Raw genomic sequence first — 3,485 nt, 5'->3', positions numbered from 1 at the left:
CTGGGCCGGATGTTGCGGCCGGCGCGATCGAAGAGCGACAGGCCGAGCGCGGTCTCGATCGCGCGGATGAGCTGGCTGAGGGCCGGCTGGCTGATGCCGAGGCGTTCGGCGGCATGGCCGAAATGACCCGCATCCGCCGCGGCGACAAAGGCGCGCCAGTGGCGCAGTTCGACCTGCATCGGCGTTTCCGGCCCCGCGTGAAGACAACGGGAACAGCGTATGCGCCGGGGCGGGTGCTGGCAAACCCGGCTCGGGGCGCACGGTCATGCGGGCCCGCTACCTGCCCTGGTGTCCTGCCCCTGAAATTCGTGGGTCAATTCCAGGGACAAGCAGGCCGCCAAACCGTCGTTTTTTCTGGTGTCCCGAATCTGAAATCCATCAGGATCGGAACGTGCTCTAGCGGCCGAAGCGGCGGTCGCGGCGCTGGAAGGCGCGGATCGCCCGCAGGTAGTCGATCCGCCGGAAGGCGGGCCAGGTGGCGTCGCAGAAATGCAGCTCGCTGTGCACGCTCTGCCAGAGCATGAAGCCGGAGAGGCGGATCTCGCCGCTGGTGCGGATGATCAGGTCGGGGTCCGGCATCCCGCCGAGATAGAGATGCCGGCGGATCGCCTCCGGGCTCACCGCGGCGGCGGCGGCGGCGCAGTCCATGCCGGCCCCGGCGCATTCGGCGAGCAGGGCGCGCACCGCATCGGCGATCTCCTCGCGCCCGCCATAGCCGATCGCGAGCGTGACCGTCATGCCGTCATTGCCGCTGGTGGCGTCCTCGGCGGCGTCGATCGCGGCGAGCAGGGCGGGGGGCAGGATGTCGCGCCGGCCGATCGCGGCGAGGCGGACGCCGCGGCTGCGGATGTGCGGATCGGCGACGAGCGCGCGCATCTTGGCCTCGACGGCGCCGAGAATGCCGCCGACCTCCGCCTCCGGCCGGCCGAGATTGGCCGGCGAGAAGACCCAGAGCGTGATCATCGGAATGCCGAGCTCGGCGCTCCAGGCGAGGATCTCGTCGAGCTTGGCGGCGCCGAGGCGGTAGATCTCGCCCGGGTCGCTCAGCCCGGCGAGGCGGGCGTGGCGGCGGTTACCATCGAGGATGATGCCGACATGGCGCGGCAGCGGCCCCGCCGCCACCTCGCGGGCGAGCCGCCTCTCGTACAGGCGATAGACCAGGCGCCACACAACGCGCCTTGCGGCCTCGGACAGTCTGGGGCGGCGGGATGCGGCCGCGCGCGGCGCGCCGGCCTGTTCGGCGAACATGCCGTCTTGTGGCCCCCGCGCCGCCGCAATGCAAGCCGCCGTCTGCGGCTATTCGGCGGCGATCGCCCCCGGCCCGGCGCGGCGGTGGCGCAGGCAGATATGGCCGACCGCCAGCGCCACAGCGACGGTGAGCATCGCCGCGACGGCCGGCGTGCCGAACCCGAGGCCGCTGCTGCTCACCGGCTTGTCGAACCAGTCCGCGAAGGAGGCGCCCATCGGCCGGGTCAGGATATAGGCGGTCCAGAACGCCGCGACCTCGTTCAGCCCGAACAGCCGCCGGGCGAGGCCGGGCACCGCGAACAGGGCGGTGAACAGGATGGCGGAGTTCAGGTAGCCGAGGCCGAAGGTCGATGCCGTGAGGTCGCCGGCGGCGGTGCCGAGGGCGAAGGTGGCGATCACGGTGGCCCAGTAGAACGCCTCGCGCCGCGGGGTGGCGACGGTGTGGATCGACAGCGTGCGTTCCGACAGGCTCCAGGCGCCGAGGATCACCACGAGGCTCGCGGCGAACATCCCGGTCGATACCGGATAGGGCACGCCGAGGACGACATGGATGACATCCGCCACCATCGTGCCGAAAATGCTGACCATCACGACCAGCAGCCAGTAGATCGCCGGCACGTAGCGCCGGGTCGCGAATTGCAGGGCGAGGGCGGCGAGAAAGCCGAGCCCGCCGCCGATCACCGCGAGATAGGGATTGGTGTGGAAGACCAGGAAGTCGGAAGTGGCCTCGCCCATCGCGGTGGAGAGGATCTTCGCGACCCAGAACGCCAGCGTGATCTGCGGCACCTTGGCGCCGTAATAGCGCCGCTCGTCCATGCGCATGAAAGTCCTGGCCCAGCCCACTGCCGATGGTCTCCCCTTCCCCGTTGCCGACCCGTCCGGAATGGCGGCCCCGCCGCATGACTGCAACCCCGCGCCGCGGAATGTGAACGCCCGCCGGCGGATTGACTTTTCCGCCGGGGACGGGAAGCTGCCGCGCGGCGCGAACCCAAGCCGGGGACCGCCGCCGCCGGACCGCATCTCTGCGCCGGCGCAACCAGCAGCCTGGGAACGACCATGACCGAGACGCAGACGAGACCGCGATACAGGGGTGTGTTCCCCGTGGTGCCGACGATTTTCGACGAGTCGGGGCGGCTCGATCTCGACGGCCAGTGCCGCGCCGTGGATTTCATGATCGATGCCGGCTCGGACGGGCTGTGCCTGCTCGCCAATTTCTCCGAGCAGTTCGTCCTCGGCGATGACGAGCGCGAGATCCTGATGAAGCGGATGCTCGAACACGTCGCCGGCCGCGTGCCGGTGATCGTGACGACGAGCCATTTCAGCACCGATATCTGCATCGAGCGCAGCCGCCGCGCCGAGGCGATGGGGGCGGCGATGGTCATGGTGATGCCGCCCTATCACGGTGCGACGATCCGCGTCGGCGCCGCCGGGCTGTGGGATTTCTTCCGCCGCCTGTCGGATGCGATCCGCATCCCGGTGATGATCCAGGACGCCCCCGTGGCCGGCACGCCGCTGCCGGCCGAGCTGCTCGCGCAGATGGCGCGCGAGATCGCGCAGATCGCCTATTTCAAGATCGAGACGCCGCAGGCGGCGGCCAAGCTGCGCAGCCTGATCGAGCTCGGCGGCGCCGCGATCGAGGGGCCGTGGGACGGCGAGGAGGCGATCACCCTGCTCGCCGATCTCGACGCGGGGGCCACCGGCGCGATGACCGGCGGCGGCTATCCCGACCTGATCGGCCCCATCGTGCACGCCTATCTCGCCGGCCGGCGCGACGAGGCGGTGGCCGGCTACGAGCGCATCCTGCCGCTGATCAACTACGAGAACCGCCAGTGCGGGCTGATCGCCGCGAAGGCGCTGATGCGCGAAGGCGGGGTGATCCGCAGCGAGGCGGTGCGCCATCCCCTCGCGCCGCTCCATCCGGCGACGCGCGACGGGCTGCTGGAAATCGCCAGGCGGCTCGATCCGCTGGTCCTGCGCTGGGGCTGAGGGCCGCGCTCTCCGGCAACCGGCTGGCAACCTTGTGAACCCGCCGGCATTGACTTGGCGCGCCGGCCCGCTCACTGCCTCGGCTCGTTTTCCCGCGATCCGCACGGGGCGATTTGCACGAAGACATTGCATGGCACGGCACGAACGGAGGTATTGCGGTTGATCGGGCCCGCCGGCCATGCGCCCGGCCCGCGGCATCGCGGACTTTTGCCCGCGCTGCGGCGGGTCGCCCCGCTGCTCGCCCTGGCGCT

Annotated in this window: 4 protein-coding genes; 1 reads left to right on the top strand and 3 read right to left on the bottom strand. The window is 70.7% G+C overall.

The features are described from left to right. The 3 genes from APM_RS07040 to APM_RS07030 all read right to left on the bottom strand — a co-directional run. A partial coding sequence (locus tag APM_RS07040) for a LysR family transcriptional regulator (RefSeq protein WP_007422663.1) occupies window positions 1-179 on the bottom strand: 179 nt, incomplete at its 3' end. Window positions 180-396: 217 nt separating this feature from the next. Next, window positions 397-1,248 (bottom strand): polyprenyl diphosphate synthase, encoded by an 852-nt coding sequence (uppS, locus tag APM_RS07035; protein ID WP_007422662.1) that lies wholly within the window; start codon window positions 1,246-1,248, stop codon window positions 397-399. A gap of 48 nt (window positions 1,249-1,296) precedes the next feature. Further along, a complete protein-coding gene (locus APM_RS07030; RefSeq protein ID WP_240314308.1) occupies window positions 1,297-2,064 on the bottom strand; it encodes a hypothetical protein in 768 nt (255 codons plus the stop codon). A gap of 240 nt (window positions 2,065-2,304) precedes the next feature. Between APM_RS07030 and APM_RS07025 the strand changes: the two genes are divergently transcribed. Further along, window positions 2,305-3,234: a dihydrodipicolinate synthase family protein gene (locus APM_RS07025; protein ID WP_035187788.1), complete on the top strand. Its 930-nt coding sequence runs from the start codon at window positions 2,305-2,307 to the stop codon at window positions 3,232-3,234. The last annotated feature ends 251 nt before the right edge of the window (window positions 3,235-3,485 follow it).

This window comes from Acidiphilium sp. PM, assembly GCF_000219295.1.
Taxonomy (GTDB): domain Bacteria; phylum Pseudomonadota; class Alphaproteobacteria; order Acetobacterales; family Acetobacteraceae; genus Acidiphilium; species Acidiphilium multivorum.
The sequence above is the reverse complement of the archived record's forward strand: the minus strand, read 5'-3'. Positions and strand labels throughout refer to the sequence as shown.